Raw genomic sequence first — 26,538 nt, 5'->3', positions numbered from 1 at the left:
GGATGCAGCCCGGCTGTCGCCCTTCGAGGCTCACCAAGCGGCTGACGCCGCTCGGTGAGCACCTCAGGGTGACGGTCAATGAGTAGTGGTTGGGGTAAAGCGAGAGACTACAGCCCCCGGATCATCCCCGCGTCGATCAGCAGGCGGTTCAGTCGCCGCGCTTCGGCGCCGTCCTTGCAACCGTAGAAGACGCCCTTGCAGCGGAGCATGATCTCCTTCTGCTCGGCAAAGGACGGGTCGAGCGGGATGCCCGCGGCCTCCTGGATGACCAGCGGCAGATAGGGCCCGTCGATCGTGTCCATCACGGCATCGCTCTTCACCGGCTCGAAATTGACGGAATCGATCGCGTAATAGGTCGCATAGAGGCGCGGATCGTAGGCGTCGAGCTTCTTGCCGAGAGCGCCCTCATCGAGCCCGGGCTCGAGGATCTGCGGCGCGAATTCCGGCTGATGATCGCCGTAACGCACGATCAGGAAGGGCTCGCCCGGGAACGTCTTCTTCAGACCCGCGATAAACGCCTTGTACTGCTCGGCGCTCATCGCCTGCCGGCGCAGATATTCGTCGATCGACGCCACATTGCCCGGCGCGCGCCAGTTCGGCAGCAGCTCGGGGCGGAAGCGCGTCTCCCAGGGGAAATGATTGGCGCCGAGATAGATGAAGGTGAACAGCGGCTTGTTGGGCGGCTGCTGGCCCATCAGCTGCAGCGCCCTATTGTAGAAGAAGCTGTCGGGCTCGACGTCCTTGGCGCCGAGATCCTTGGAGTCGAAAAAGCGTTCGACGCCGGTCGTCATCTGAAAACTGCGTGCGCCCATGAAGCCGCCATAGGCGGGATACAGCGACATCGTGTCGTAGCCGCAGCGGCGCAGCGCCAGCGGCAGCCCGCGCTCGACGCGGTTTGAGGCGATGCGTGTCACGAAATAGGCGAAGCGGCCGAACGAACGCGAGGACAGTCCCGCGAGCACGTTGTATTCGGTGAACCAGCTCGGCCCGCCGTTGCTCTCGGCCAGGAACGTACGCTGCTTGCCGTCCCAGGATTTGAAGTGGCTGCCATAGCCCTGCGGGACCTTGATGCCCCCGGCGGCGCGGATGTCGAAGCTCGATTCATCATGGATCATGATGATGTTCGGCCGGCGCCCGGCGGGGTGGCAGGAATCGACCAGCGGCAGATTGAGCCGCTCATTGGTCGCAGCGGCCGATTCCATGAAGCCGTATTGCACGAAATCGGCGACCGAACTGACGCCGGAGCGGAAGAATTTCGACAGATAGCCGTCGTCGTAATAGCCGCGCCAGGCCTCATCGGGATGATAGAGCGAATAACCGACCAGCGCGGCCAGACAGGCCAGCTTGCAGGCGAGCGCGGGCAGGCGGCGAATGCGGAACGGATCGAGCCACCACAGCGCGTACATCAGCGGCAGCGTGACGAAGCCGGCCAGGATCACCGACCAGCGCAAATTCGGGAAGATCGTGAACAGGAAGGCGACGGTGTCGCGGTCGATCATCATCAGGTCGATGAAGTTGACCGTCATCTGCACGACGTCGTGCTTCAGCCGCGACAACAGCACCAGCACAACCACCATGGTCAGCGACAGCGCGCCGGAGAGCGCCGGCCGGCGCAGCAGCGTGATCCAGAAGAAGTTGAGGATGCCCCAGGCCAGCACGAAGGAGAGGCGCGAGCCGAAATCGGTCTCGGTCTGGTACATCAGCGCGAGCGCGGCCAGATGCGGCGCGGCAACGGCGAGCAGCCGCCAGATGCCGAGCGCGGCGACGCTCGCCAGCACGGCGGTCGTGGCAGAAGGACCTGGATTGGGCGCGGACGCCATCGACGACACGCAACTCTGGTCCGGCGCGGTGATGCCAAGCCCTCTGGCCAGCCGAAAACGGCCAGGGCCCTCCGGCGCAGCCGGAAGCCTGCACCGTGTCATAAAACTGTAACGAAACGGTCAAGGACAGGCAACGCGCGTCGTGGTCCCACCTTCGCTTAACGTTCGCGAGCCGGGACGTGCTGCACGGCGGTGGGCAAAAGCCGCTTGCGGTGCTAGGGCTTTGCGATCCCGGCGATAAACAGGTCGATCACCCCTTCCGCCATGCGCGCGATGGCTCGCCATCCCCGTGGGCAGACCGTAGCGGCGGGCTGAAGCCCCTGCCTTACTGTGGCAGGAACCCGAGCCGCTTGGCGATGATGCGGTCGACCGTCCGCTTCGGCAGCACGGCCGCGATCAGATGGCGCATCGGGTCAGGGGTGATCTGGTAGCGCACCTTGGGACTCGCCGCCGTGAGCGCCTCGAACACGATCTCGGCGACCCGCTCGGCCGGCAGGCCCTTGGCGCCGAGGTCCATCATGAAGGCCATGACCTTGTTCAGCGCCGGCAGGTAGGGCGAGTTCTGGTAGACGGAGAGATCGATCTGCTCGGCCTTGCTCCAGATCGGCGTCTTCACGGCGCCGGGAGCGACGATGATGACATCGATGCCAAACAGCATCAGCTCGCGGCGCAGGCTTTCCGACAAGCCCTCGACGGCGTGCTTGGAGGTGCAGTAAGGCGCCGACAGCGAATTGCCGTTCTTGCCCGCGACCGAGCTGATCATCACGATCCGCCCCTTCGGGCCCTTCAGCGAGGCGTCGGCGCCGAGCAGCGGCCCGAACGCCTGCGTCGCGATCACGGGGCCGATCATGTTGATGTCCATCTGGCGGCGGAAATCGTCTGCCGACAATTCGAGCACGGGGCCGGCCACCGCGACACCGGCATTGTTGACGAGGCCCGCCAGCGTCTCGCCGTTCAGCGCCTCGCGGACTTCTCGCGCAGCCGCCAGCACGGCAGCCTCGTCGGTGACGTCGAACAGCAGCGGCGTGAAATTGGCACCGAACTCAACCTTGAGCCGGTCGGCGTCGGCCTGCTTGCGAACGCTGCCGAAGACGCGATAGCCGCGCCCGATCAGGAATCTTGCAGTGGCCCAGCCGATGCCGGTGGACGCACCGGTGACGACGACAGATCGCATGGTCCCTCCTCCCTCAGGTTCCCGCGGTCATGCCTTGGATTTCTCCTGGTGTCCCGGACAAGCGAAGCGCAAAGCCGGGACCCAGCAGACGCATTGGACCCGGATCAGCAGCGCAGCACCACCGTGCTGCGCTGCGTCCGGGGCACAAATGCTTAGTTCTTCGACTTGTCGACCAGCGCGCCCTTCTTGATCCAGGGCATCATGTCGCGCAGCTTCGCGCCGACTTCCTCGATCGGGTGCTGAGCGAGCTTGGCGCGGGTCGCCTTGAACGAGGTCTGGTTGACCTTGTTCTCGAGCATCCAGTCGCGGGCGAACTTGCCGCCCTGGATGTCGGCCAGAACCTTGCGCATCTCCTTCTTGGTCTCGTCCGTGATGATGCGCGGACCGGTGACATACTCGCCGTATTCGGCGGTGTTGGAGATCGAGTAGTTCATGTTGGCGATGCCGCCTTCATAGATCAGGTCGACGATCAGCTTCACTTCGTGCAGGCACTCGAAATAGGCCATCTCCGGGGCGTAGCCGGCTTCGACCAGCGTCTCGTAGCCACCCTTGATCAGCTCGACCAGGCCGCCGCAAAGCACGACCTGCTCGCCGAACAGGTCGGTCTCGCACTCTTCCTTGAAGGTGGTCTCGATGATGCCGGCGCGGCCGCCGCCGATGGCGGAGGCATAGGACAGGCCGAGGTCATGGGCGTTGCCGGAAACGTCCTTGGCGATCGCGATCAGGCAGGGCACGCCGCCGCCGCGCTGATATTCCGAGCGCACGGTGTGGCCGGGGCCCTTCGGCGCGATCATCAGCACGTCGAGATCGGCGCGGGGATCGAGCAGGTTGAAATGGACGTTGAGGCCGTGCGCGAACACCAGGGCAGCGCCCTTCTTCATGTTGTCGTGCAGGTGCTCACGATAGATGTCGCCCTGGAGCTCGTCCGGGGTCAGCATCATGACGAGGTCGGCCCATTTGGCGGCTTCGGCGACTTCCAGCACCTTGAAGCCGGCGGCTTCCGCCTTCTTGGCCGAGGCTGAACCCTTGCGCAGCGCGATGGCGACTTCCTTGACGCCGGAATCCTTCAGATTGAGCGCATGGGCATGGCCCTGGCTGCCATAGCCGACGATGGCGACCTTCTTGCCCTTGATCAGGTTCAGGTCGGCGTCGCGATCGTAATAAACACGCATAGGTCGTTTCCTCGTTCAGGGCCGAAATCGGCCAATGGTCAGTGTCCGAAGGGTGAAATTTGCGGATTTCGGGGGCTGTCTAGAGCATTTTCAGCCCTGAGGGAAACCCGTTTCTGCATGGAAATCCGCGACATCATGCATCCATGAAAACGGGGTAGAGGGAGGCCAGCAGCAGGAGCGCCATCAGGATATTGAAGGCGCGGACCAGCCGCTCCGAGGTCAGGACCGGCCGCAATGCGGAGCCGAACAGGGCCCAGACCACGGTCGAGACGGTGCCGACCATCAGGCTGATCACGGTCTGGATCGCGATATTGAGCGGGAATTGGGCGATGGCCGCATAGGCGGTGATGGTGCCGATCACGATCACCCAGCCCTTGGCATTGATCCATTGGAACATCGCCGCGCCCCAGAAGGTCATCGGGCCGCGGCCATTCCCCTCCCGCGGTTTGGTCGGGCCGGACATGGCGATCGCGGCGGCAAGATAGATCAGGTAGGCGGCACCGGCATATTTCAGGATGGTCTGGAGGACCGGATAGGCCAGGAACACGGAGCCGAGCCCGAGGCCGACAGCGGCGACCATGAAAGCGAAGCCGAGGACGATGCCGACGATGTGAGGGATGGTGCGCCGGAAGCCGTAGGTCAGGCCCGAGGACAGCAGCATGATGTTGTTCGGCCCCGGCGTGAAATACATCACGACCATGAAGATGAGGAAGGCATAGAACAGCGACTGGGACATGCTCACCTCACGCCGTCTTCGGCAACGGTTCTTCGGGTAACGCGTTGGGCCGCTTCGCCAGCACCATCACGGCGATACCACCGATCACGGTCAGCATGCCGGCAAGGCGCAAGGGTCCGAACCGCTCGCCGAACACGATGCTGGAGGCGGCCGAGCCGACGAACGGGACCAGCAGCGCGAATGGCACCACTTGCGCGGCGGGATAGTCGCGCAGCAATCGGCCCCACAGCCAATAGGCGATACTCGTCGAGATGCCGCCAAGCGCCAACATGCAGAGAGCCGATGTCAGCGACATGTGGCTCAGCGATGTCCAGGTCGGCGCCGGGCCATTGGCGATCAGCGCCAGCACGAAAAGCGGCACCGCCGAGGCGAGGCACAACCACGCGAACAGGTCGAACATCGGCACGCCGCGGGCGTTGCGCAGCAGCAGATTGCCGACGGCAAAGCTGAGCGGCGAGATCATCAGCACTGCAAACGCAGCGACGCTGAAATCATAGCCGACCGTGCCGCAGATCATTAGGAGGCCGATTGCAGCGATACCGATGCCGAGTGCCTGCATCGGTGTCGGACGCTCGCCAAAGGCCATCGCGGCAAAACCGATCGTGAACAGCGCCTGGCTCTGCACGATGACGCTGGTCAGCCCGACCGGCACGCCGTGAGCGATGCCATAGGCCTGGCTCAGGAACTGGCCGAGGAACAACGTGGAGCTGATCGCGATCAGCAGCGACCAGGCGATTTTGGGCTTGCGGATGAACAGGCATGGGACCGCAGCCACGCTGAAGCGCAGCGCCGTCATCAGCTCCGGCGAAAGCTCGTCGAGCGCGATCCGGCTCGCCACGAAGGCAAGACCCCAGATGATCGCCACCAGGATGGCGATGAGGATATCGGCCGGCTTCATTGTTGTTCTCGGTTCTGCCCTGTCGTGCAGCCCTGTTGTTATTCGTCTAGCCTTGCTCGCCGGCTCTTGATTTGCGCAGCAGATACGTGCCGTGCATCGGTGCGTGGTAATCGGCCGAGACCAGCGTGAAGCCGACGTCGGTCAGCATCCGCTCCATCACCCAGCCGAAGGTGGAATATTCGTCGCGCATATGCGTGACGATGCCTTCGCGCGAAAAGTCGTGGTTCTTGATCTGGAAGTCGGCCCATTGCTCGACGTCGCGCTCGATTGCGTCGGGCATCGATGAGTAGACGATGTCACGCAGATAGAACGTTGCTCCGGGCTTGAGCGCGCGAAAAATCCGCGACATCGCCACCGCCTTCCAGAAATCCGGCAGGTGATGCAGCGTGAATTCGCTGACGATCAGGTCGTAGGATTCCGGCCGATAGGCGAAGCTGAGCAGGCCGGCAGACTGGGTGCGCACGGGCGCCTTGCGGTCGCGGGCGTAGATCTCGGCGAGCGCCAGCATCGCCGGCGAGATGTCGATGGCGTCGACCTCGGCACCCATCAGCGCCGCTTCGGTCGCCAGCACGCCGTTGCCGCAGCCGATATCGGCGATGCGCCAGCCGCGCTGGACGCCAAGCATTTTCAGCGCGGCGCGCGCCCGCAGATCGGCATCGTCGTGGGCGTCGTAGATCGAGGCCACAGCGGGCTCGATCCCCATCCGGTTCCGCTCGTTGTAGTACCAGTCGCGCGCCAGCATGGTTCACATCCCTTCGGGCCCGCGGCCGATCGCGGCAACGCCGGTGCGCGACACCTCGACGAGCCCGAGCGGGCGCATCAGGTCGATAAACTGGTTGATCTTGTCGGTATTGCCTGTGATCTCGAACACAAAGCTCTCGGTGGTGGCGTCGATCACCCGGGCGCGGAACGCATCCGCAAGCCTGAGCGTCTCGACCCGATGCTCGCCCTGCCCGCGCACCTTCACCATGGCGAGCTCGCGTTCGATCGAGCGCCGCGTCTGGGTCATGTCGACGACCTGATAGACCGGGATCATGCGATCGAGCTGATTCTTGATCTGCGCGATCACCATCGGCGTTCCCGTGGTGACGATGGTGATACGCGACAGATGCTTCTGGGCCTCGGTCTCCGAGACCGTGAGGCTTTCGATGTTGTAGCCACGGCCTGAGAACAGGCCGATGACGCGCGCGAGCACGCCCGGCTCGTTCTGCACGAGCACTGCAAGCGTGTGCGTCTCGTTCGGATCGTGGCGCTCTTCGATGAAGTAAGCGGATGCGGGCTGGTTCATTGTCGTCCCCTCAAGTCTTTCTCGTCACACCAGCGCCTTGCCGCCGGCGAACGCCTTCGCGGTCGCCTCGTCATTGGCCTGCTCCGGCAACAGCATCTCGTTGTGCGCCTTGCCGGACGGAATCATCGGGAAGCAATTTTCGAGCGCCGCGACGCGGCAGTCGAACAGCACGGGGCGCTTGACCGAGATCATCTCCTGGATGGCGCCGTCGAGATCGCCGGGCTTGTGCACCTGAAGGCCGACGGCGCCATAGGCTTCGGCGAGCTTGACGAAATCCGGCAGCGCCTCCGAATAGGAATGCGACAGGCGGTTGCCGTGCAGCAGCTGCTGCCATTGCCGCACCATGCCCATGTACTGGTTGTTCAGGATGAAGATCTTGATCGGCAGCTCGTACTGCACCGCCGTCGACATCTCCTGCATCGTCATCTGCACCGAAGCATCGCCTGCGATGTCGATGACGAGGCTGTCGGGATGGGCCACCTGCACACCGACCGCGGCCGGCAGGCCGTAGCCCATGGTGCCGAGACCGCCCGAGGTCATCCAGCGATGCGGCTCCTCGAAGCCGTAGAACTGCGCCGCCCACATCTGGTGCTGGCCGACTTCGGTCGTGATGTAGGTATCCTTGCCGCGCGTGGCCTCGAACAGGCTCTGAATCGCATGCTGCGGCAGGATGACGTCGTTGCTCTTCTTGTAATAGAGCGAGTTCCGGGCGCGCCACTGCGCGATCTGCTGCCACCAATTCTTGATCTCGGGCTTCTTCGCCTCAGCCTTGAACACCTGCAGGATATCGCCGAGGATGTTGCCGCAATCGCCGATGATCGGCACGTCGACGCGGATGTTCTTGTTGATCGAGGACGGGTCGATGTCGATGTGGATCTTCTTAGAGCCTGGCGAGAACGCATCGACGCGGCCGGTGATGCGGTCGTCGAAGCGCGCGCCGACGCACAGCATGACGTCGCAATCATGCATCGCCATGTTGGCCTCGTAAGTGCCGTGCATGCCCAGCATGCCGAGCCAGTTCTTGCCCGACGCAGGGTAGGCACCGAGGCCCATCAGCGTGGACGTGATCGGGAAACCGGTGACCTCGACCAGCTCGCGCAAGAGCTTGGTCGCCTCGGGGCCGGAATTGATGACGCCGCCGCCGCTGTAGATCACGGGGCGCTTGGCACCCGCCAGCAGCGCCACCGCCTTGCGGATCTGCGCCGCATCGCCCTTCACGCGCGGCGCATAGGAACGGTGCACGTCGGACTTGCGCGGCGGATGATAGGTGCCGGTCGCGAACTGCACGTCCTTGGGAACGTCGACCAGCACCGGGCCGGGACGGCCGGAGGTGGCGACGTAGAAGGCTTCGTGCAGCACCTTGGCGAGATCATTGACGTCGCGCACCAGCCAATTGTGCTTGGTGCAGGGGCGCGTGATGCCGACAGTGTCGCATTCCTGGAACGCGTCGTTGCCGATCAGGTGCGTCGGCACCTGGCCGGAGATGCAGACCAGCGGGATCGAGTCCATCAGCGCGTCGGTCAGCGGCGTCACCATGTTGGTGGCGCCGGGGCCGGAGGTCACCAGCGCGACGCCCGGTTTGCCGGTCGAGCGCGCGTAGCCCTCGGCGGCGTGGCCCGCGCCCTGCTCGTGGCGGACCAGGATGTGCTGGACCTCGCTCTGCTGGAAGATCTCGTCATAGATCGGAAGCACGGCGCCACCGGGATAGCCAAAAATGTCGGTCACGCCGTGATCGATGAGCGCGCGAACGATCATCGCGGCACCGGTCATCTGGTTCGGATCGTGGCTCTTGTCGCTCATTTGGCTTGCTCCGGATGCGCTGTTGTCAGCGGCTTCGTTCGTGTCGGGTTCGGGAAATAAAAAAGGCCCCGAAGAGGGCCCATGCACACCGCCTGTCTTGTGGATGGCAGCTAGCCATCCCCGGCGGTGTGCCTGGGTACGACGGCGATAAGGAGTTTGGAAATAAAGTTACGCATGGCAGGCGCTCGGCTTCCCAAAGGTTGCGCGAAACATAGCGGCCAAAGCCCGGATGTCAAGGCGATGCGGCCGTTCCCGCGCGATTTTGGCAGTGTAGCGGTGTTCCCAAGGTTCGGCGAGAGGTAAATTGTGGAACCCGGACGGAAAAGCGCGTCAGCGGGGGGCGCGGGCCGCGTTCACAACAGCGGCGAGCCATCCCCTCGCCTGCTCCGGCTTGACCCATTCGAACTCGGGCAATTGGTGCCGGAACCAGGTGAATTGCCGCTTGGCATAATGGCGGGTGTCGGCGCGGCCGATTCCGGCGGCCTGCTCCAGGCTAAGCTCACCGCGTAAGTGCCGGATCAGGGCTGGCACACCATGCGCTTTCATCGCCGGCAGCAGCGGATCGAGGTGTCTCGTGGCGAGCCGCTCGACTTCGTCCAGTGCGCCGGCCCCCAGCATGGCCTCGAAACGGGCATCGATCCGGGCATAGAGCGCGTCGCGCTCGGGCGCGAGGAAGACCGCGCGAAAACTGTCCTTTGGCAGCAGCGGCGGCTGGCCTTCGCGGTGCCAGTCAAGCAGCGAACGGCCGGTCGCTTCGACCACTTCGAGTGCGCGCGCGATCCGGGTGCGGTCGCGCAAGTTCAATCGCTCGGCCGCACGGGAATCGCGACGCGCCAGTTCCGCATGCAGCGCCTCCGCACCGTTCCGTTCCAGCCGCGCGCGCACCTCCTCGCGCACCTCGGCAGGGATTGGCGGCACCACGGAGAGCCCCGCCGTCAGCGCCTTGAAATAGAGCCCGGTGCCGCCGATGAAGATCGGCAGGCGACCTTCGGCACGGGCCTCGTCGAGCGCCTTTGCCGCGTCGGCCACCCAGGCCCCGGCCGAGAAATTCACGGCTGCATCGACATGCCCGTAGAGACGGTGCGGAGCGCGCGCTTCCTCATCCCGTGTCGGCCGTGCCGTGATGATGCGCAGGTCGCGGTAGACTTGCATGGAATCGGCATTGATGACGATACCGCCGGTGGCGAGCGCAAGCTCCAGCGCCAGCGCCGACTTGCCGCTGGCGGTCGGGCCTGCGATAAGCACGGCCTCGCCAACAGGCCTTCTGCCGACTTGCTCCTCGCTCACGAAAACCTCAAATGTCCCTCGTCGCCACGCTGATCTGCAACCCCGACAATCCCGCGCTCGACTCGACCATCGTCGATGGCGCCCGCGCCGTGCTGCCCCAGGCAACTCCGGCGCACTGGCTGTTCGACGGGGTTGCGGTCGACATCCCCTTCGGTGCCGACAGTAACCTCGAAGGTGACCGCCACGCCATCGAACAGCGGCTCCGCGAGCTGCGCGGCGACCTGCCCATCGACATCGTCGTGCAACCAGTCGGCGCCCGGCGCAAGAAGCTTTTTCTCGCCGACATGGATTCCACCATGATCGGCCAGGAATGCATCGACGAACTCGCTGATCTGGTCGGGATGAAGGCCCATGTCGCAGGCATCACCGAACGCGCGATGCGCGGCGAGATCGAGTTCGAGCCGGCACTGCGCGAGCGCGTCGCGCTGCTGAAGGACCTCCCGGCCAGCGTGGTCGACGAGGTGCTGGCCAAGCGCATCACGCTGACCCCGGGCGGCAGCACACTGGTCGCGACCATGCGCGCGCACGGCGCCTATACCTGCCTCGTCTCCGGCGGCTTCACGCTGTTCACCAGCGCGGTCGCCGCCAAGATCGGCTTCCAGGAGAACCGCGCCAACGAGCTCGTCGTGCGCGACGGCAAGTTCACCGGCGAGGTGAAGGAGCCGATTCTGGGCCGCGCGGCAAAGCTCGCGACGCTGGTGGATCTGATGGAATCGTTCGATCTCGACGACATCGACTCGGTCGTGGTCGGCGACGGCGCCAATGATCTCGCGATGATCCAGGCGGCGGGGCTCGGCGTCGCCTATCACGCCAAGCCGGCCGTGGCGGCTGCGGCAGCTGCGCGGATCGATCACGGCGATCTCACCGCGCTGCTCTATGCGCAGGGGTATCGGCGGGACGAGTTCGTGGAGGGGTAGACTCTCTCCGCATGCACGGCAGCCGTAGGGTGGGCAAAGGCGCCTTTGCGCCGTGCCCACCATTCTCGTTGCAGCGATAGAAAGACGTGGGCACGCTTCGCTTTGCCCACCCTACAGGACCGTACCTTGCGGCTACTGCACGCTCAGCGCCACGAACCGCAGCTCGCCGTCGGCATTGGAGACCAGCAGCAGCACCGACTTCTTGCCGTCCTTCTTGAGCTGGTCGACCCGCTTCTGGATATCGGCACCGCTCGACACCGCTTCCTGCGCGACCTCGACGATGACGTCGCCGGCCGACAGGCGCTTCTCGGCGGCGTCGGAATTGGCGTCGACATTGGTGACGACCACGCCCTTGACGCTGTCCTTGATCTTGTAGCGCGTGCGCAGATCCTTGTTCAGCGCGGCGAGATCGAGGCCGAGCGCCTTCTGGGTCACCGGCTTTTCGGGCGCCGGCTCGTCGGTCTTCACCGCGGCCTGCACCTTTTCGGGATCCTGGAGGCGGCCGAGGGTGACTTTCTTGGTCTGCTCCTGGCCCTTGCGGATGACGACGACGTCGACCTCCTTGCCGACCGCCGTGTCGGCGACGACGCGGGAGAGATCCTTCGGATCCTTGACGTCCTTGCCGTCGAACTTGACGACGACGTCGCCTGGCTCGATGCCCGCAGGCTTGGCCGGGCCCTTGTCGTCGACGCCGGCAACCAGCGCACCGCGCGCGGGCTTGATGTTGAGGCTCTCGGCAATCTCGTCGGTGACGCTCTGGATGCGCACCCCTAGCCAGCCGCGGCGCAGCTCGCCGAACTGGCGCAGCTGATCGACGACGCCCGTGACCGTCTTCGACGGCACGGCGAAGCCGATGCCGATCGAGCCGCCCGAGGGCGAGATGATCAGCGTGTTGACGCCAATGACGTCGCCGTCGAGGTTGAACAGCGGACCGCCGGAATTGCCGCGGTTGATGGAGGCGTCGGTCTGGATGTAGCTGTCGTAGGGCCCCGAGGAGATGTCGCGATTCTTGGCCGAGACGATGCCGGCGGTCACCGTGCCTCCCAGGCTGAAGGGATTGCCGATCGCGACCACCCAGTCGCCGAGGCGCAGCTTGTCGCTGTCGCCGAACTTCACCGCGACCAGCGGCTTCGGCGGCTTGATCTTGAGCACGGCGAGATCGGTCTTCTTGTCGACGCCGACCAGCTCGGCCTTGATCTTGGTGCCGTCGTTGAGGATGACGTGGATCTCGTCGGCATCCGCAATGACGTGATTGTTGGTGACGACGACACCCGAGGTGTCGATGATGAAGCCGGAGCCGAGCGAGTTGGTCTTCTTCGGGGCGCCGCCGTTATCGCCGCCCTTGCCGCCGCCGCCAGGGCCCCTGCGGTTCTTGAAGAAGTCGTCGAAGAACTCTTCGAAGGGCGAGCCGGGCGGCAATTGCGGCATGGTGTTGCTGCCGCCGCCCTTGGCCTCCACGGTCTGCGAGGTCGAGATGTTGACGACCGCGTCGATCACCTTCTCGGCGACGTCGGCGATGCCCTCCGGTCCGCGTGCCTGGACCGGCGTGCCGAACGCACTGAAAGCAGTGACGGCGAGCGCAGCCAGCCCTAAACGCAAGCGGGTCGGGGCAATGGTGGCAGCGGGCATTGGTATCTCCAGAGAAAAGGATTCGGGTCCAGACTGCGCTCGAACGGGGGCACGGCGCAAGCACGGAGCTTAACGGCCTCAAGACCCCGATAATACGGCGAAAACCGGTCTTTCGGCTTCACTTTGGCGTTGGCGCGAGCTCTAGACCGGACGCCGCATAACCCAGATCAGGACCAGGCCGACCACGGCCGAGCCGATCCCGACCGCCCGCAGGATGTTATCCGGCGTGGCGATGGCGCTCTTCATGGCCTTGCGCATCCAGTTCGGACTCGCCGCAAACATCAAGCCTTCCAGCACGAACAGGATGCCCAAGCCGATGAGGAAGTCGGCGAACGCAATGGACCTCATCGGATTGGAACCTCCCGTTATGCTGTTCTTGTCTGGACAATGGGCGGCGAGATCCGCCGCCCTTGTCTAGCTTACGGCTTCGCCGGCGTCTCGGTGGCCATCCTGCCGGACGGGTTGCTGAAGTACCGGAAGAAATCCGAGTCCGGCCGCAGCAGGAAGCGGGTATCGTTCGACTTCAACCCGTTTTCATAGGCCGTCATCGACCGGTAGAAGGCGAAGAAGTCGGCGTCCTTGCTGTAGGCCTCCGCAAACAGGCGGTTGCGCTCGGCATCGCCCGCACCGCGGGTCTGCTCGGCCTGCGAGTTGGCTTCCGCGATGATCACCGTCGCCTCGCGGTCGGCCTTGGAGCGGATCTCCTGGGCCTTCTGGCCGCCCTGCGCGCGGAACTCGGCCGCTTCGCGCTCGCGCTCGGTCTTCATGCGCTGATAGACCGCCTGGCTGTTCTGCTCCGGCAGGTCGGCACGGCGGATCCGGACGTCGACGACCTCGATACCGTAGCCGTCGGCCTCGCGATCGAGCTGGTCGCGGATGCGCTGCATCAGCTTCTCGCGGTCGTCCCGCACCACGTTGATGAAGGTGACCTCGCCGAGCACGCGGCGCAGTGCCGCGTTCAGGAGCGTGGTGAGCTGGATGTTGGCAGCCTGGATCGAGCCGACGCTCTGATAGAAGCGCAGCGCATCCTTGATGCGGTAGCGTGCGAAGGCATCGACCACGAGCCGCTTCTGATCGGACGCGATCGCTTCCTGCGACGGGTTCTCCAGGTCGAGAATCCGCTTGTCGATGTTGATCACCGAATTCCATGGCGCCTTGAAGTGCAGACCGGGCGCAGTGACGACGTCGACGGGGCGGCCGAACTGGAGCACGATGGTCTGCTCGGTCTGCTGCACTGTGAAAAGCGACATGTAGCCGACAATCACGACGAGCAGGAGCGCGAGCAGCGTGACGAAACCTGTGACCGGAGACCTCATCGGTTGCCTCCGCCCGACTGCGGACCGGTGGTAGGCGGCCGCTTGGTGGTCAATTCGCCCAGCGGCAGATAGGGCACGATGCCCTGGCCCGAGGAGCCGCCGTCATAGACGAGCTTGTCCGCGCCGCCGAGCACCCGCTCCATCGTCTCCAGATAGATCCGTTCACGCGTCACGTCGGGCGCCTTCTTGTATTCGTCGTACACCTTCAGGAAGCGCGCGCTCTGGCCCTTGGCCTCGGCGACCGCCTGCTCCTTGTAGCCTTCGGCGGCCTGCTGAATCTGCGCCGCCCGTCCGCGCGCCTGCGGCACGACCTGGTTGGCGTAGGTCTGCGCCTCGTTCTGCAGCTGCTCGAGATTGGCGCGCGCCGCCTGGACGTCGCGGAATGCGTCGATCACCTGCGCGGGCGGGTCGACCTTCTGCATCTGCACCTGGCTGATCTGGATGCCGGCGCCGTAGCTATCCAGCGTCTTCTGGATCAGCTCCTGCACGCCCTGCTCGGTGACGTTGCGCGCACCGGTCAGGATCGGCTGGATCTGCGATCGGCCGATCACCTCGCGCATCGCGCTTTCGGCGACCGCCTTCACGGTGCCCTCAGGGTTCTGAATGTTGAACAGGAAATTGCCGACACCGTTGGGCTTGATGCGCCACAGCACGGTGAAGTCGACGTCGACGATGTTCTCGTCGCCCGTCAGCATCAGGCTCTCTTCCGGCACGTCACGGATGGAGCGGCCGCGCCGTGCGGGATCGTCGATCAGCGTCATGCCAATCGAGATGGTGTTGACGCGCAGCGCCTTCGGCAGCAGCACGGTCTCGATCGGATAGGGCAGATGATAGTTCAGGCCCGGATCCACGGTGCGGACATGCTTGCCGAAGCGCAGCACGACGCCCTGTTCCTCGGACTGCACGCGGAAGAAGCCCGACAGCAGCCAGAACGCGATGATGAGCAGGATGATCAGCGTGATGCCAACGCCGGAGAAATAGCCGCCCGGCATGATCTGCTGGAGGCGGTCCTGGCCGCGGCGCAGAAGGTCTTCCAGATCCGGCGGCCTCGGCCCGACCGGTTGCGGGCCTGAGCCCCATGGTCCCTTTGGACCCGAGCCCCATGGGCCACCGCCCTGATTCTTCCACGGCATTCGACGCTCTCCTCGGCAGGGTAGAATTGCCCCCGCCCGCTTTGTCCGGTCCGGCTTTATAGGGGACGGGCAGGTCCCTTACAACGCAGCCCTGACCGTCCTTCGAGCTATGCTCGGGCACGAAAAAGTCAATGTAAACATTGACGAAAGCGGTTAATGGCCGCGCCGCCGACGATATGTCACATAGGAGAAGTCGGCACTGTCGTCCGGGCCGGCAGGATGGCGGATACGTTCAACCTCGTCCCACTCCGCCTTGTCGATGTCGAAATGCGTATCGCCTTCGGGCCGCGCATGGACTTCGGTGATTTCGAGACGATCGGCGCGATCGAGCCATTGCCGAAAAATCTCGGCGCCGCCGATCACCGCGATCTCAGCGACCGAGCGCCGCAGGGCATCGCCGCGCGCAATCGCGTCCGCATCCGCGGCGGATGTCGTGACGATGGCCCCATTGGCGCGATAGGCCGCATCGCGGGTGATCACGATGTTGGTGCGGCGCGGCAGGGGACGGCGAGGCAGCGATTCGAAGGTCTTGCGGCCCATGATCACGGGCTTGCCGATCGTCAGCGCCTTGAAGCGCGCCATGTCGGATTTCAATCGCCACGGCATCGCATTGCCCGCGCCGATGACGCCATTCTCCGCGATCGCGACGACGAAGACGATCTCCATCAGGGCGCACTCCCGGCAAGCCGCTTCAGGGCCGGTCCGGTGACGCGGCACAGCGTCCAGTCGTCCATCATGACGGCACCGAGCGACTTGTAGAACGCGATCGACGGCGCGTTCCAGTCGAGCACCGCCCATTGCAGGCGCGCCCAGCCGTTGTCGACGCATTCCCTCGCGAGATAGACCAGCAGCGCCTTGCCGAGGCCCCTGCCCCGATGCGACGGCCGCACGTAGAGGTCCTCGAGATAGATGCCGTGGCGACCGCTGAAGGTGGAGAAATTCGTAAACCAGACCGCGAAGCCGACGGCCTCGCCGTTCCACGCGGCGATCGCGCAATAGAGTTGCGGTCTCTCGCCGAACAGCGCCTCAGCGATGTTAGCCTCGGTCGCGTCCACCTCGTGCGAGAGCTTCTCGTACTCGGCGAGTTCGCGGATGAAGGAGAGAACGAGCCCGGCTTCTCCGGGCTGCGCACGGCGGATGGTCAACGACATCGGCGTCAGACCGCGACTTCCGCCTTGATGTGCGGATGCGGGTCGTAGCCGACGAGCTCGAAATCCTCGAAACGGAAGGAGAAGATGTCCTTCACCTCAGGATTGATCCGCATCACCGGCAGCGGCCGCGGTGCGCGGCTGAGCTGGAGCTTTGCCTGCTCCAGATGGTTGGAATAGAGATGGGCATCGCCGAACGAATGCACGAAGTCGCCGGGCTTCAGGCCGGTGACCTGCGCCACCATCATCGTCAGCAGCGCGTAGGAGGCGATGTTGAAGGGCACGCCGAGGAAGACGTCGGCCGAGCGCTGATAGAGCTGGCAGGACAGCTTGCCGCCCGCGACGTAGAACTGGAACAGGCAATGGCACGGCGGCAGCGCCATCTTGTCGACGTCGGCCGGATTCCACGCCGAGACGATCAGGCGGCGCGAGTCCGGATTGCGCTTGATCATGTCGACCACGTTCGCGATCTGGTCGATGCTGCGGCCGTCAGGCGCCGGCCAGGAGCGCCACTGATGGCCATAGACCGGGCCGAGATCACCATTGGCATCCGCCCACTCGTCCCAGATCGTGACGCCGTTGTCGCGCAGATATTTGATGTTGGTGTCGCCTTTCAGGAACCACAACAGCTCGTGCACGATCGCCTTCAGCGGCAGCCGCTTGGTCGTCAGCATCGGAAAACCGGCCGACAGATTGAAGCGCATCTGATGGCCGAACACCGAGAACGTGCCGGTGCCGGTGCGGTCAGTCTTCTCCGCGCCGTCTGAAAGAATCCGCTCGAGCAGGTCCTGATACTGGTGCATGTGCGACTAGGCCTTTGGGGAGGCGGCGAACTTAGCGGCCGCCCCCGCGCTGCAACAGCGGCGATTCGCTGTCCGCACCGATTATACCCGGAAAAGTGAGCTTTCCCGGCGCAAACGACAAGGGGCGGAACTCAGCGTCCCGCCCCTTGCCTATCAGCTTGATCCTGCTGATTAAGTCGCCGACTTGCCCACCGGGGTCCAGCCCCTCAATTCTCGGATTCGGTGAACACCTCGTCGCGCTTGGCACGCAACGTGGGCAGCACCGTGAGGACCAGGAGGAAGGCCGCAATCGCGAGCAACACGGCCGACAGCGGCCGCGTCAGGAACACGCTCCAGTCGCCGCGCGAGATCAGCAGCGCACGGCGCAAGTTCTCCTCCATCAGCGGTCCCAACACCATGCCGAGCAGCAGGGGTGCCGGCTCGAAATCGTGCTTGATCAGCCAATAGCCGACGAGACCGAACACGCCGGCGAGGATGACGTCGACTGGCGCGTTGTTCACCGAGTAGATGCCGATCGCGCAGAAGATCACAATCGAGGGGAACATCAACCGATAGGGGACGCGCAACAGCCGCACCCAGATTCCGACCAGCGGCAGGTTGATGATGATCAGCATCAGATTGCCGATCCACATCGAGGCGATCATGCCCCAGACGAGATCGGGCTGCTTCTGCATCACTTGCGGACCCGGCACAATGCCGTGGATGGTCATCGCGCCCACCATCAGCGCCATCACAGCGTTCGGCGGGATGCCGAGCGTCAGCAGCGGGATGAAGGAGGTCTGCGCCGCAGCGTTGTTGGCGCTTTCCGGTGCCGCCACGCCCTCGATCGCGCCGCGGCCGAACCGCGACGGGTTCTTGGCGATTTTCTTCTCGAGGGTGTAGGACGCGAAGGACGCGATGACGGCGCCGCCGCCCGGCAGGATGCCCAGAATCGAGCCGAGCACAGTGCCGCGCAGGATCGCAGGCGTCGAGTCGATCATGTCCTTTTTGGTCGGCATCAGGCCGGTGATCTTCTGCTGGACGAGGTCGCGATTCATCTCGGCGCCGGCGTCGAGATTGCGGATGATCTCGGCGAAACCAAACACACCCATCGCCACCGTCGCAAAGCCGAGACCGTCGGCGAGTTCCGGAATGTTGAACGCCATGCGCGAGGCGCCGGTCTCGATGTCGGAGCCGACCATCGACAGCAACAGGCCGAACACGATCATCGCAATCGCTTTCAGCACCGAGCCCTTGGCCAGCACCACCGCGAAGATCAGGCCGAGCACCATCAGCGAGAAATATTCGGCCGGACCGAACGCCAGCGCGAGCTTCGTCAGAGGCGCACCGAGCACGGCGATGAGCACGGTCGCGACGCAGCCTGCGAAGAACGAGCCGATCGCCGCGATCGCCAGCGCCGGGCCGGCACGGCCCTGCTTGGCCATCTGGTGACCGTCGATCGCGGTGACAACCGATGTCGCCTCGCCGGGAATGTTGACCAGGATCGAGGTGGTCGAGCCGCCATACTGAGCGCCATAGTAGATGCCGGCGAGCATGATCAGCGCGCCGACCGGCGGCAATCCGAACGTGATCGGCAGGAGCATCGCCACGGTTGCGACGGTGCCGATACCAGGCAGCACGCCGACCAGCGTGCCGACCAATGCGCCAATCAGGCACATGAGAATATTGATCGAGATCGGGAGCGACAGGCCGTAGAGCCACCAGGGTGACCACCAGGAGATCTGAAACACCACACCGAAGCCAAGGCCCAGATTGTGGAAGAGATCGAACATCACACCCTCACTGAACCAGGAAGCGCGGGAACATCGGCATCGGCAGGCCGAGCACGTAGGGGAAGAGCAGCGCGCAGCCGAGCGTCAGGCAGGCGCCGACGATCATCGCTTCGACCCAGCGCGTCTCATGCGTGCCCATCGCTGCGATCATGAAGCTCGCGAACGCCGTAACCACCACTCCAAGCGGACGAATCGCCAGCGCGAAGAAGACGATCGAGACCATCACGAACAGGGGCCCGCGCCAGGCATAATGCGCCATCCCCGGCCCCTCGGTCAGCAGTCCCGTCAACGCGATGCCGGCGCCAAGTGCGACGAGCAGCCCGCCAAACATCCGCGGCGCCGTGCCGGCGCCGAAGGAGAAGCCGCGCATGCCCTGCAAGTCGCTTCCTGCCCACAGCGCGAACAAGGCCAACGCCATCAGAACGATCCCACCGACATAGTCCTGCGCCGATCTGATCGTCATGAAGATCGTAAGGATCGCCACCACGAACAGCGGGTAAGAATAGATTAGCGCGAGCAGCACCTCGGATGACATCTTCTGGGTGCCGCCGCCGAACGATCCGAAGATGGCACTAGGCGCGCCTGCGAGCAGCGCCGTCAGGTGGCTGGTGACCACCGTCCCCGGGCCGCGGCCGGCCCCCCACCCCAAGATCGTCCCGATCGACCAGATCAATTCGAAGATCTGCGGCGCAATCGCCAGCAGACAAAAGCCGACCACCAACCGGGTATTTCGAGTGGCAGTCGCTGAGTGGCCCATCGTGTCGGCCATGCATGTCTCCTCCGCGACCCGTAAGTCACGAGCACTGTTGTTCTAAATCGGCTGGAACTGGATACCCCGCCCGGATCACTGCCTAGCGATTTTCATCACACAATGCCAGCAAAACCCAACATCCCGCCGGCGAGCAGGAGCCAGGGTGGATTGAGGCGCGAGACCGATGCGATCAGCGCAACCATTGCGGTCAGGAGCAGTGCAGCAAGTGTGCGATCGGTCGACTGGGCCAGGATCAGGGCACTCGCGGCCATCAATCCGATCGAGAGTGGAACCAGTGCAGCCTGAATCAGGCCGGGCCAGCGCGATTGGCTGGGCCGATTCAAGAGCCGGCTGACACGATAGGCAAGCAGCGCCGTCGGCAGGCACATCGCCAGCGTCGCCGCGAGCGCGCCGGGGATGCCGGCGACGGCATAGCCGATTAACGTCACGATAAGCACGTTCGGACCCGGCGACAGCTGCGCGATCGCATAGGCATCGGTGAACTGCTTGTCGGTCATCCAGCGATGCACCTCGACCGCGATGCGGTGCATCTCGGGCACCGCCGCCGCGGCGCCGCCGACCGCGAACAGCGACATCAGGCCAAAGGTGGCGATCAGGCCCAGATCGGATTCTCGGCGTTCATGCTGCTACTTTCCGCCGCAGGAAATAAGTGGCGCCGATGCTCACGGGGATCGCGACCAGCAGCACCGCCGGAAGCGGCAGGCGGAGCACGCCGATGGCGAGGAACACACCGAGCATCAGGATCAGCGCGAGGGGATCCGTCCGCCTCGGCACCGGCGCCATCATGCGGAAGACCACCGCGATCAGGAGGCCGACCGCCGCGCAGGAGATGCCGGCGAGGCTGCGGCGCAGCACCAAAACGGGCGTAGATGATCGCGAGCACCATCATGATCAGCGTCGGCGGCAGCAACAGCCCGGCAAAGGCGGCAACTCCGCCGCAATGCCGCGCAACCTTGACCGAACACCATCGACAGATTGACGATGTTGGGGCCGGGCAGGAAATGGCAAAGCGCGAAGGTCTCGTTGAACTCGTCCGCATTCATCCAGCGGTGCTGCTCGACGATGGGCCGCCGGGCAAACACCAAAACCCCGCCGAAACCGGCCAGCGACATCCTGGCGAAGGCCAGAAACAGCGCAAGCAGGCCGGGCGGAGCGGCGCCGGTCGCCGGATGGTCCGGCAGTGGATCTGGTTCTTGGACCGCCAGTGCTGAATCCTCGGACATCTCAGAAACTTAGAATGCCGGTCGCGAGGCGGCCAAGATCAAGCTCACGTCCGCCCGGAACCTATCCAACGGGAACCTGGCGAGGGACACTCAAAACCCCTGTTTTTCGAAACCTTTGCGCCCTATATTAGGGATGCCGGTTCGCCGGCTATGGAAATAAACGGTCGTCGCAATAAACCATTCGGACCCGGGGGCGGTACCCGGCGCCTCCACCAAAGCCCACCAACGGACTCTCCCGGAAGCGGGCTTTGGCGGGGGCGAAATAGGATCGACGAGGGCGTAAAGGGCGTACTTTTTCCCGGTATTGTTCCGCCGTTATCGGGCTACTGCAATAGTTGCCAACGACAACTTTGCTCCGGTTGCTCAGGCTGCGTAACGCAGTTTGAAAGACCACTCTAAAGTCCTAGCGGGTTAAGCTCCGCTAGGCGGGGTTCGGAGGCACCTGGCAACAGAAGCCTCCACTTGCCTTTATTTCTTGCCCGGCGGGGACTCCTGCTGACCCGTTAGGCGCGATATTGTTGCGGCTTGGCGAGTCGAGCCGGTAGGGTCCGGCTTCGGGGATGCAACAGGACCACGATGGCGACCGATCATATCCGATACGATGTGCTGGCCCGCGACGCGCTGCGCGGCGTGCTGCGGAAGGTGCTGACCGATGCCGCGGCCCAAGGCCTGCCCGGCGAGCACCATTTCTTCATCACCTTCGTATCGAAGGCCGAGGGCGTGAAGCTGTCTCCACGGCTGCTCGCGCAATATCCGGAAGAGATGACGATCATCCTGCAGCACCAGTTCTGGGATCTGACTGTGCTCGAGGACCGCTTCGAGGTCGGCCTGTCCTTCGGCGGCATTCCGGAGCGGCTGGTGGTGCCGTTCAGCGCCATCAAGAGCTTCCTCGATCCGTCCGTGAAGTTCGGCCTCCAGTTCGACACGTCCGATGTCGCCGAAGTCACGCCGGAGACATTGCCGGCGGCCCCTGCCCCTTCGGCCGTATCGGTGCCCGCCGCCGCTGAAAAGGCGGAAACCGCGGAAGAGCCGCCCCCGCCTAACCAGGGCGGCGCCGAGGTGGTGCGGCTCGATCGTTTCCGCAAGAAATGATCTAGGTTGGCTTTGAAGCCGTCGCGCCCGGCCAAACTGTCTATATAGAAGAGCACCTGAAGAGGCCGCGCGGCGTTTCGCGCGGCGGAATGGATGTGCTCATGGCCAAAGCGTCCCGCTCGAAGACCGCCCGCCCCGCGACCCGCACCGAGACCGACAGTTTCGGTCCCATCGAGGTCCCCGCCGATCGCTATTGGGGCGCGCAGACCGAACGTTCGCGCCAGAATTTTCGCATCGGAACGGACCGCATGCCGATCGCGCTCGTGCACGCGCTCGGCATCGTCAAGCTCGCCGCCGCGCAGTCCAACCTCGAGCTCGGCCTGCTCGACCAGCGCCGCGCGGGTGCCATCATCCGCGCCGCGCGCGAGGTGATCGAGGGCAAGCTGGACGATCATTTTCCGCTCGTCGTGTGGCAGACCGGCTCCGGCACGCAGACCAACATGAACCTCAATGAGGTGATTGCCAACCGCGCCAACGAGCTCTTGGGCGGCGAGCTCGGCGCCAAGAAGCCGGTGCATCCCAACGACCACGTCAACATGAGCCAGTCATCGAACGATTCGTTCCCGACCGCGATGCACATCGCGGCCGCAAGCCGCATCCATGCCGACCTCGTCCCCGCGCTCAATGAGCTGCTCCGCGCGCTGCGCAAGAAGGAGAAAGAGTTTGCCAAGATCGTCAAGATCGGCCGCACTCACACCCAGGATGCGACGCCCCTGACGCTCGGCCAGGAGTTTTCCGGCTACGCCGCGCAGGTCGAAAGCGGCATCGCCCGGCTCAAGATCGCGGTGAAGGACCTCCATCCGCTGGCGCAGGGGGGCACCGCCGTCGGCACCGGCCTCAATTCGAAGCCGCGCTTTGCCAAGCTGTTCGCAAAGCATGTCGCCGGCATCACGAAACTCCCCTTCACCAGCGCCGCCAACAAATTCGAGGCGCTGGCCTCGAACGATGCCTATGTGCTGGCGCATGGCGCCATCAATTCGGTGGCGACGGGCCTGTTCAAGATCGCCAACGACATCCGCCTGCTCGGATCCGGCCCGCGCTCAGGGCTCGGCGAGCTGATCCTGCCGGAGAACGAGCCGGGCTCGTCGATCATGCCGGGCAAGGTCAACCCGACGCAGTGCGAGGCGATGACCATGGTGTGCTGCCAGGTGTTCGGCAATCACACCGCGATCACGGTGGCCGGCAGCCAGGGCCATTTCGAGCTCAACGTCTACAAGCCGGTGCTGGCCTACAACATGCTGCACTCGATCCGCCTGCTGGCGGATGCCGCGCGATCCTTCACCGAGCATTGCGTCAGCGGCATCCGTGCCGACGAAAAGCGCATCAACGAGCTGATGCAGCGCTCGCTGATGCTGGTGACGGCGCTCGCCCCGAAGATCGGCTACGACAACGCCGCCAAGGTGGCCAAGACGGCCCATGCCAACGGCACCACGTTGAAGGAGGAGGCGCTGCGGCTCGGCTTCGTCTCGGCCGACGAGTTCGATCGCCTGGTGCGTCCCGAGAAGATGACCAGCCCCGGATAAAATTCCGAATTCCGATTGCCATCCGTAATGATACGGACCCTCGACGCCCAGAAATGTGCGGCTTTGGGGGCGGGATTTGATTACCGTCAATGTTCTGGCGGGACGGCGTGCTACGCAGCCTTTCCGCCCCCTGACGGGGCCAAATTCATCGTTTGATGGCCCGAGGGGCCGATTGACGAGGACAAGCGAATGGCGATCAAGTCTTGTGGGGCGCAACGCGGCACCCTGTTTCGGAATGTTTCATCCAGCCTGAAGAGGATCGGATGATGGAGACGCGGCATGGGGAACGTCATCAACCTGAATCGTTTCAGGAAGCGCGTCGAGCGCCAAGCCTCGGCGAAACGGGCGGACGCCAACCGGACGAAGTTCGGCCGCACGAAGGCGGAACGGTCGGCGGAGGAGACGCGCGCGGACAAGGCGAAGGCGCACCTGGATCAGCATCAGATCGATCGCGAGGAGCAGCAATGAAGTCGCCGGTCGTGAAACGGTCGATCGTCGTCGCCGGGCACAAGACCAGCGTCAGCCTGGAAGAGGCATTCTGGAACGGCATGAAGGAGATCTCCGGCCTGCGCAACATGACGTTGTCCGAGCTGGTCGGCGAGATCGACAACAACCGCCAGCAGGGCAATCTGTCGTCGGCGATCCGTCTGTTCGTCCTGGACTACTTCAAGAGCCGGGCTATGGCGGCCCAGCCGGACAAGGTCCCGGCCCAATAGCCAGCCTCGGGGGCGCCTTGGAGGGCGCCCCGCCGCCCGCACTTTAAAATCGCTCTAAGGTGCGGTTTCAGCGAGCGCGCGCGCTTGACCTCACTGCCTTGCGTTGAAAATACAGGGCATGACCGACACCAATGACATGCGCCCGCACATGCCGCTGGGTTTGGCCCAGCGCGGCTATACCGGCGTCATCCAGCACCTGTCCGCTGGCGAGACAGGCTCGGCGCTCTCGGACATCGAGCTCGAGAGCCGCCTGATCGAGCTCGGCTTCGTCGAGGGCGCCCGGGTCGAGGTCCTGCACGAGGGGCTGGTCGGACGCGACCCGATCGCCGTGCGGGTCGACAGCATCACGATCGCGGTCCGCCGCCGCGAAGCCATGGCGGTCATTGTCGCTTAGACAGCGACCGGACGCCTCATCCCAGCCTTTTGCCAGGCCTTGATCACATGGAATTACCCCTGCTGCATCTCGCCCTGGTCGGCACGCCAAACAGCGGCAAGACGTCGCTGTTCAACGCCCTGACCGGCAGCCGGCAGAAGGTCGCGAACTATCCCGGTGTCACCGTCGAGCGCAAGGAAGGCTTCTTCGTCACCCCCTTGGGACGCCAGGTGTCGGTGGTCGACCTGCCCGGCACCTACTCCCTGCGCGGCCGCAGCCCGGACGAGGAGATCACCCGCGACTTCGTGCTCGGCAAGGCCTCCGGCGAAACCGTGCCCGATCTCGTGCTGTGCGTGGCCGATTCGACCAATCTGCGGCTGACCATCCGCCTGCTGCTCGAGCTCAAGCGCACGGGACGGCCGATGGTCCTCGTGCTCAACATGTTCGACATCGCCGCCCGCCGCGGCATCACTGTCGACGTCGAGCGGCTCGCCAAGGAGCTCGGCCTGCCCGTGGTCACCTCGATCGCGGTGCGCAAGGGCGGCACGTCCGACCTCTTGAGGCTGACCGACGAGATCTCGGCAAAACTCGCCGCCGAGGCGGAGGCGAACAGCTGGCGCGCGCTCAGCGTCTCGGAATTGCGCGCGACCCAGCGCGAGGCCGACCGCATCATCGCCGACTGCGTCAGCCTGCCGGCTAGACCCGACACCTGGACCGCGCGGATCGATCGGGTCGTGCTGCATCCCGTCGGCGGCCTCATCGTGCTGGCGCTGATCCTGTTCATGATGTTCCAGGCGGTGTTCGCCTGGGCGCGGCCGCTGATGGAGCTGCTGCAATCCGGCTTCGATGCGCTCGGCGAGCTCGTCCACACGACCCTGCCCGATGGCCTGTTGCAGAGCTTCCTGCAGAACGGCGTGATCTCGGGCGTCGGCAGCGTCATCGTGTTCCTGCCGCAGATCATCATCATCTTCCTGTTCATCCTGCTGTTGGAAGATTTCGGCTACATGGCGCGCGCCGCGTTCCTGATGGACCGCATCATGGGCGGCGCCGGCCTGCATGGCCGCGCCTTCATTCCGCTGCTGTCGAGCTTTGCCTGCGCCATTCCCGGCATCATGGCGACGCGCGTGATCGACAACAAGCGCGACCGGCTGACCACGATACTGATCGCGCCGCTGATGACCTGCTCGGCGCGCATTCCAGTCTACACGCTGATCATCTCCGCCTTCATTCCGGCGAATGACGTTTGGGGCTTCATCAACCTGCAGGGCCTCGTGATGTTCGGCCTCTACGCCGCCGGCATCGTCAGCGCGCTTGCCGTCTCGTTCGTGATCAAGTTCTTCATGCTGCGCGACTATGCGCCGGCGCCGTTCATGCTGGAGCTGCCGGACTACAAGATGCCGCGGCCGAAATCGATCGCGATCGGCATCTATACCCGCGCCAAGATGTTCCTGGTGCGCGCCGGCACCACGATCTTCTCGATGATGGTGCTGATCTGGTTTTTGGCCTCGTTCCCGCAGCCGCCGGCAGGCGCCACCGAGCCCGCGATCGACTTCAGCCTCGCCGCGATGATCGGCAAGGCGCTCGCACCGCTGCTCGCCCCGGTCGGCTTCAACTGGCAGATCGCGGTCGCGCTGATCCCGGGCATGGCGGCACGCGAGGTCGCGGTCGCCGCGCTCGGCACCGTCTACGCGATCGAAGGCGGCAAGGAAGCGGCCGAGCAGATCGGCCAGGTGCTGGCGACGAAATGGTCGCTCGCCACCGCGCTGTCGATGCTGGCCTGGTACATCTTCGCCCCGCAATGCGCCTCGACGCTGGCCGTGATCCGGCGCGAGACCGGCAGCTGGGCCTGGATGGCCGTGACCTTCACCTACATGCTGGTGCTGGCCTATGCCGCGAGCCTCCTGACCTACAACGTCGCGGTGGCGCTCGGGGCCGGCTAGCGTTCC

The 26,538-nt window shown here is 64.5% G+C and carries 26 protein-coding genes, 1 other RNA gene and 1 pseudogene; 8 read left to right on the top strand and 20 right to left on the bottom strand.

The annotated features are described in order from the left end of the window. Positions 1-107: 107 nt before the first annotated feature. The 9 genes from XH84_RS13910 to miaA all read right to left on the bottom strand — a co-directional run bounded on the left by XH84_RS13910 (position 108) and on the right by miaA (position 10,175). Positions 108-1,820: an LTA synthase family protein gene (locus XH84_RS13910; RefSeq protein ID WP_164936167.1), complete on the bottom strand. Its 1,713-nt coding sequence runs from the start codon at positions 1,818-1,820 to the stop codon at positions 108-110. Between the two features lie 325 nt (positions 1,821-2,145). Next, complete coding sequence (locus XH84_RS13905) at positions 2,146-2,994, bottom strand: SDR family oxidoreductase (protein WP_128918779.1); 849 nt, start codon at positions 2,992-2,994, stop codon at positions 2,146-2,148. Positions 2,995-3,146: 152 nt separating this feature from the next. After that, positions 3,147-4,166 (bottom strand): ketol-acid reductoisomerase, encoded by a 1,020-nt coding sequence (ilvC, locus tag XH84_RS13900; protein ID WP_126255348.1) that lies wholly within the window; start codon positions 4,164-4,166, stop codon positions 3,147-3,149. A gap of 133 nt (positions 4,167-4,299) precedes the next feature. Continuing rightward, positions 4,300-4,902 carry a LysE family translocator gene (locus XH84_RS13895; RefSeq protein WP_164936168.1) on the bottom strand — a complete coding sequence of 201 codons (603 nt, stop codon included), beginning with the start codon at positions 4,900-4,902 and terminating at the stop codon, positions 4,300-4,302. Positions 4,903-4,909: 7 nt separating this feature from the next. Further along, on the bottom strand, positions 4,910-5,800 hold the full coding sequence (locus XH84_RS13890) for an EamA family transporter (protein WP_128918781.1): 891 nt from the start codon (positions 5,798-5,800) through the stop codon (positions 4,910-4,912). Between the two features lie 46 nt (positions 5,801-5,846). Next, on the bottom strand, positions 5,847-6,542 hold the full coding sequence (locus XH84_RS13885) for a class I SAM-dependent methyltransferase (protein WP_128918782.1): 696 nt from the start codon (positions 6,540-6,542) through the stop codon (positions 5,847-5,849). A 3-nt stretch (positions 6,543-6,545) separates the two neighbouring features. Then, positions 6,546-7,088, bottom strand: a complete 543-nt coding sequence (ilvN, locus tag XH84_RS13880) for an acetolactate synthase small subunit (protein WP_128918783.1) — start codon at positions 7,086-7,088, stop codon at positions 6,546-6,548. Between the two features lie 24 nt (positions 7,089-7,112). Further along, positions 7,113-8,888 (bottom strand): acetolactate synthase 3 large subunit, encoded by a 1,776-nt coding sequence (locus XH84_RS13875; protein WP_128918784.1) that lies wholly within the window; start codon positions 8,886-8,888, stop codon positions 7,113-7,115. A gap of 330 nt (positions 8,889-9,218) precedes the next feature. Next, positions 9,219-10,175 carry a tRNA (adenosine(37)-N6)-dimethylallyltransferase MiaA gene (gene miaA, locus XH84_RS13870; RefSeq protein ID WP_128918785.1) on the bottom strand — a complete coding sequence of 319 codons (957 nt, stop codon included), beginning with the start codon at positions 10,173-10,175 and terminating at the stop codon, positions 9,219-9,221. An 11-nt stretch (positions 10,176-10,186) separates the two neighbouring features. Here miaA and serB point away from each other — a divergent pair, with 11 nt between their 5' ends. Next, positions 10,187-11,092 (top strand): phosphoserine phosphatase SerB, encoded by a 906-nt coding sequence (serB, locus tag XH84_RS13865; protein ID WP_128918786.1) that lies wholly within the window; start codon positions 10,187-10,189, stop codon positions 11,090-11,092. 132 nt (positions 11,093-11,224) lie between these two features. On the opposite strand, the gene XH84_RS13860 is transcribed toward serB, so the two are convergent. From XH84_RS13860 to XH84_RS13810, 11 genes and pseudogenes are all read right to left on the bottom strand, one after another. After that, positions 11,225-12,721, bottom strand: a complete 1,497-nt coding sequence (locus XH84_RS13860) for a Do family serine endopeptidase (protein ID WP_128918787.1) — start codon at positions 12,719-12,721, stop codon at positions 11,225-11,227. Between the two features lie 141 nt (positions 12,722-12,862). After that, entirely contained in the window at positions 12,863-13,069 is a 207-nt protein-coding gene (locus tag XH84_RS13855; RefSeq protein WP_028137993.1) for a DUF2065 domain-containing protein, read from the bottom strand. Positions 13,070-13,140: 71 nt separating this feature from the next. Next, the gene (gene hflC, locus XH84_RS13850) at positions 13,141-14,037 is read right to left on the bottom strand and encodes a protease modulator HflC (protein WP_128918788.1); all 897 of its coding nucleotides are present in this window, start codon (positions 14,035-14,037) and stop codon (positions 13,141-13,143) included. Continuing rightward, positions 14,034-15,170 carry an FtsH protease activity modulator HflK gene (gene hflK / locus XH84_RS13845; protein ID WP_128918789.1) on the bottom strand — a complete coding sequence of 379 codons (1,137 nt, stop codon included), beginning with the start codon at positions 15,168-15,170 and terminating at the stop codon, positions 14,034-14,036. The genes hflC and hflK overlap by 4 nt, the downstream gene beginning before the upstream one ends. A gap of 153 nt (positions 15,171-15,323) precedes the next feature. Beyond that, positions 15,324-15,836: a dihydrofolate reductase gene (locus tag XH84_RS13840; protein WP_128918790.1), complete on the bottom strand. Its 513-nt coding sequence runs from the start codon at positions 15,834-15,836 to the stop codon at positions 15,324-15,326. Beyond that, positions 15,836-16,321, bottom strand: a complete 486-nt coding sequence (locus XH84_RS13835; RefSeq protein ID WP_128918791.1) for a GNAT family N-acetyltransferase — start codon at positions 16,319-16,321, stop codon at positions 15,836-15,838. Before XH84_RS13835 ends, XH84_RS13840 begins: the two co-directional genes overlap by 1 nt. Before the next feature lie 5 nt (positions 16,322-16,326). Continuing rightward, the gene (locus tag XH84_RS13830; RefSeq protein WP_128918792.1) at positions 16,327-17,121 is read right to left on the bottom strand and encodes a thymidylate synthase; all 795 of its coding nucleotides are present in this window, start codon (positions 17,119-17,121) and stop codon (positions 16,327-16,329) included. A gap of 206 nt (positions 17,122-17,327) precedes the next feature. Continuing rightward, positions 17,328-18,893, bottom strand: a complete 1,566-nt coding sequence (locus tag XH84_RS13825) for a tripartite tricarboxylate transporter permease (protein ID WP_128918793.1) — start codon at positions 18,891-18,893, stop codon at positions 17,328-17,330. 7 nt (positions 18,894-18,900) lie between these two features. Beyond that, positions 18,901-19,662, bottom strand: coding sequence for a tripartite tricarboxylate transporter TctB family protein (locus XH84_RS13820; protein WP_128918794.1), 762 nt, complete (start codon positions 19,660-19,662; stop codon positions 18,901-18,903). A 95-nt stretch (positions 19,663-19,757) separates the two neighbouring features. Next, entirely contained in the window at positions 19,758-20,240 is a 483-nt protein-coding gene (locus XH84_RS13815) for a chromate transporter (RefSeq protein WP_128918795.1), read from the bottom strand. 43 nt (positions 20,241-20,283) lie between these two features. Next, a pseudogene (locus XH84_RS13810) lies at positions 20,284-20,888 on the bottom strand (chromate transporter). A 96-nt stretch (positions 20,889-20,984) separates the two neighbouring features. Here XH84_RS13810 and ssrA point away from each other — a divergent pair. The 7 genes from ssrA (at position 20,985) to feoB (ending at position 26,532) form a co-directional block, all read left to right on the top strand. Continuing rightward, positions 20,985-21,351: a transfer-messenger RNA gene (ssrA, locus tag XH84_RS13805) on the top strand. 113 nt (positions 21,352-21,464) lie between these two features. After that, entirely contained in the window at positions 21,465-21,980 is a 516-nt protein-coding gene (locus XH84_RS13800; protein ID WP_128918796.1) for an SspB family protein, read from the top strand. 89 nt (positions 21,981-22,069) lie between these two features. Beyond that, entirely contained in the window at positions 22,070-23,503 is a 1,434-nt protein-coding gene (gene fumC / locus XH84_RS13795) for a class II fumarate hydratase (protein WP_128918797.1), read from the top strand. A gap of 279 nt (positions 23,504-23,782) precedes the next feature. Continuing rightward, entirely contained in the window at positions 23,783-23,971 is a 189-nt protein-coding gene (locus tag XH84_RS13790) for a DUF4169 family protein (RefSeq protein WP_128918798.1), read from the top strand. Then, a complete protein-coding gene (locus tag XH84_RS13785) occupies positions 23,968-24,219 on the top strand; it encodes a ribbon-helix-helix domain-containing protein (protein ID WP_025038043.1) in 252 nt (83 codons plus the stop codon). The genes XH84_RS13790 and XH84_RS13785 overlap by 4 nt, the downstream gene beginning before the upstream one ends. 118 nt (positions 24,220-24,337) lie before the next feature. Beyond that, positions 24,338-24,613 (top strand): FeoA family protein, encoded by a 276-nt coding sequence (locus XH84_RS13780; protein WP_128918799.1) that lies wholly within the window; start codon positions 24,338-24,340, stop codon positions 24,611-24,613. Between the two features lie 47 nt (positions 24,614-24,660). Further along, positions 24,661-26,532 carry a ferrous iron transporter B gene (gene feoB, locus XH84_RS13775; RefSeq protein ID WP_128918800.1) on the top strand — a complete coding sequence of 624 codons (1,872 nt, stop codon included), beginning with the start codon at positions 24,661-24,663 and terminating at the stop codon, positions 26,530-26,532. Positions 26,533-26,538 lie beyond the last annotated feature (6 nt).

Origin of the sequence: Bradyrhizobium nanningense (genome assembly GCF_004114535.1) — a bacterium.
GTDB lineage: Bacteria > Pseudomonadota > Alphaproteobacteria > Rhizobiales > Xanthobacteraceae > Bradyrhizobium > Bradyrhizobium nanningense.
Note: the sequence above shows the minus strand (reverse complement) of the source record. Positions and strands in the feature narration are given on the sequence as shown.

Excerpts from the sequence above, each read along its gene's own strand:
- XH84_RS13910 (WP_164936167.1), bottom strand. The coding sequence starts at position 1,820 with ATGGCGTCCGCGCCCAATCCAGGTCCTTCTGCCACGACCGCCGTGCTG.
- XH84_RS13905 (WP_128918779.1), bottom strand. The coding sequence starts at position 2,994 with ATGCGATCTGTCGTCGTCACCGGTGCGTCCACCGGCATCGGCTGGGCC.
- ilvC (WP_126255348.1), bottom strand. The coding sequence starts at position 4,166 with ATGCGTGTTTATTACGATCGCGACGCCGACCTGAACCTGATCAAGGGC.
- XH84_RS13895 (WP_164936168.1), bottom strand. The coding sequence starts at position 4,902 with ATGTCCCAGTCGCTGTTCTATGCCTTCCTCATCTTCATGGTCGTGATG.
- XH84_RS13890 (WP_128918781.1), bottom strand. The coding sequence starts at position 5,800 with ATGAAGCCGGCCGATATCCTCATCGCCATCCTGGTGGCGATCATCTGG.
- XH84_RS13885 (WP_128918782.1), bottom strand. The coding sequence starts at position 6,542 with ATGCTGGCGCGCGACTGGTACTACAACGAGCGGAACCGGATGGGGATC.
- ilvN (WP_128918783.1), bottom strand. The coding sequence starts at position 7,088 with ATGAACCAGCCCGCATCCGCTTACTTCATCGAAGAGCGCCACGATCCG.
- XH84_RS13875 (WP_128918784.1), bottom strand. The coding sequence starts at position 8,888 with ATGAGCGACAAGAGCCACGATCCGAACCAGATGACCGGTGCCGCGATG.
- serB (WP_128918786.1), top strand. The coding sequence starts at position 10,187 with ATGTCCCTCGTCGCCACGCTGATCTGCAACCCCGACAATCCCGCGCTC.
- XH84_RS13860 (WP_128918787.1), bottom strand. The coding sequence starts at position 12,721 with ATGCCCGCTGCCACCATTGCCCCGACCCGCTTGCGTTTAGGGCTGGCT.
- XH84_RS13855 (WP_028137993.1), bottom strand. The coding sequence starts at position 13,069 with ATGAGGTCCATTGCGTTCGCCGACTTCCTCATCGGCTTGGGCATCCTG.
- hflC (WP_128918788.1), bottom strand. The coding sequence starts at position 14,037 with ATGAGGTCTCCGGTCACAGGTTTCGTCACGCTGCTCGCGCTCCTGCTC.
- hflK (WP_128918789.1), bottom strand. The coding sequence starts at position 15,170 with ATGCCGTGGAAGAATCAGGGCGGTGGCCCATGGGGCTCGGGTCCAAAG.
- XH84_RS13840 (WP_128918790.1), bottom strand. The coding sequence starts at position 15,836 with ATGGAGATCGTCTTCGTCGTCGCGATCGCGGAGAATGGCGTCATCGGC.
- XH84_RS13835 (WP_128918791.1), bottom strand. The coding sequence starts at position 16,321 with ATGTCGTTGACCATCCGCCGTGCGCAGCCCGGAGAAGCCGGGCTCGTT.
- XH84_RS13830 (WP_128918792.1), bottom strand. The coding sequence starts at position 17,121 with ATGCACCAGTATCAGGACCTGCTCGAGCGGATTCTTTCAGACGGCGCG.
- XH84_RS13825 (WP_128918793.1), bottom strand. The coding sequence starts at position 18,893 with ATGTTCGATCTCTTCCACAATCTGGGCCTTGGCTTCGGTGTGGTGTTT.
- XH84_RS13820 (WP_128918794.1), bottom strand. The coding sequence starts at position 19,662 with ATGGCCGACACGATGGGCCACTCAGCGACTGCCACTCGAAATACCCGG.
- XH84_RS13815 (WP_128918795.1), bottom strand. The coding sequence starts at position 20,240 with ATGTCGCTGTTCGCGGTCGGCGGCGCCGCGGCGGCGGTGCCCGAGATG.
- XH84_RS13800 (WP_128918796.1), top strand. The coding sequence starts at position 21,465 with ATGGCGACCGATCATATCCGATACGATGTGCTGGCCCGCGACGCGCTG.
- fumC (WP_128918797.1), top strand. The coding sequence starts at position 22,070 with ATGGATGTGCTCATGGCCAAAGCGTCCCGCTCGAAGACCGCCCGCCCC.
- XH84_RS13790 (WP_128918798.1), top strand. The coding sequence starts at position 23,783 with ATGGGGAACGTCATCAACCTGAATCGTTTCAGGAAGCGCGTCGAGCGC.
- XH84_RS13785 (WP_025038043.1), top strand. The coding sequence starts at position 23,968 with ATGAAGTCGCCGGTCGTGAAACGGTCGATCGTCGTCGCCGGGCACAAG.
- XH84_RS13780 (WP_128918799.1), top strand. The coding sequence starts at position 24,338 with ATGACCGACACCAATGACATGCGCCCGCACATGCCGCTGGGTTTGGCC.
- feoB (WP_128918800.1), top strand. The coding sequence starts at position 24,661 with ATGGAATTACCCCTGCTGCATCTCGCCCTGGTCGGCACGCCAAACAGC.